The sequence below is a fragment of the Arthrobacter sp. JCM 19049 genome, assembly GCF_001310435.1.
Map to the genome: position 1 here is coordinate 1 of NZ_BAXF01000942.1, position 534 is coordinate 534.

The following is a 534-nucleotide window of genomic DNA, read 5'->3' on the forward strand; positions in this document are numbered from 1 at the left end:
CGAACCCGCCGCCGCCTGCGTCGCCTCGATCCAACAGGCCCGGGCACTGGCCGAACTGCGCCAGACCCTGGCCGACCGTGGGGTGAGCAGCGCACCACAGCAGCAGCTGCCGGAGCCGGAGGAGGATTTCGGGCCGGTCACCGGCTTTGAGCTGCACGAGGTGGCCCTTGGCTACCGTGAGGGTGAACCGGTGCTCCAGGGGCTCAGCGCCCGCATCGCCCCCGGGGACTGGACGGCACTGACCGGCCCCTCCGGCTCGGGCAAATCGACCTGCTCACCGCCCTGCTGGGGGTGCTGCCCCCGTTGTCCGGGCAAATCCACGCCATCGACACCGCCGGGCAGCTCTCACCGCTGACGGCCCAGGCCCTGGATTCGGTGGCCTGGTGCCCGCAGGAGGCGCACCTGTTCGACTCAACTGGCGCGCAACCTGGCGCTGGGCGTGGAGGGGCCGATGCCGCCGGAGTCGCAGATGCTCCAGGTGCTGCAGGCGGTGGGCCTGGGATCTGGTACGCCCAGCACCCCCAGGGCCTGGAG

1 pseudogene is annotated in these 534 nt (G+C 72.1%); it reads left to right on the forward strand.

The features are described from left to right. A pseudogene (locus tag JCM19049_RS17250) lies at positions 1 to 355 on the forward strand (hypothetical protein); the annotation flags it as partial. Positions 356 to 534 lie beyond the last annotated feature (179 nt).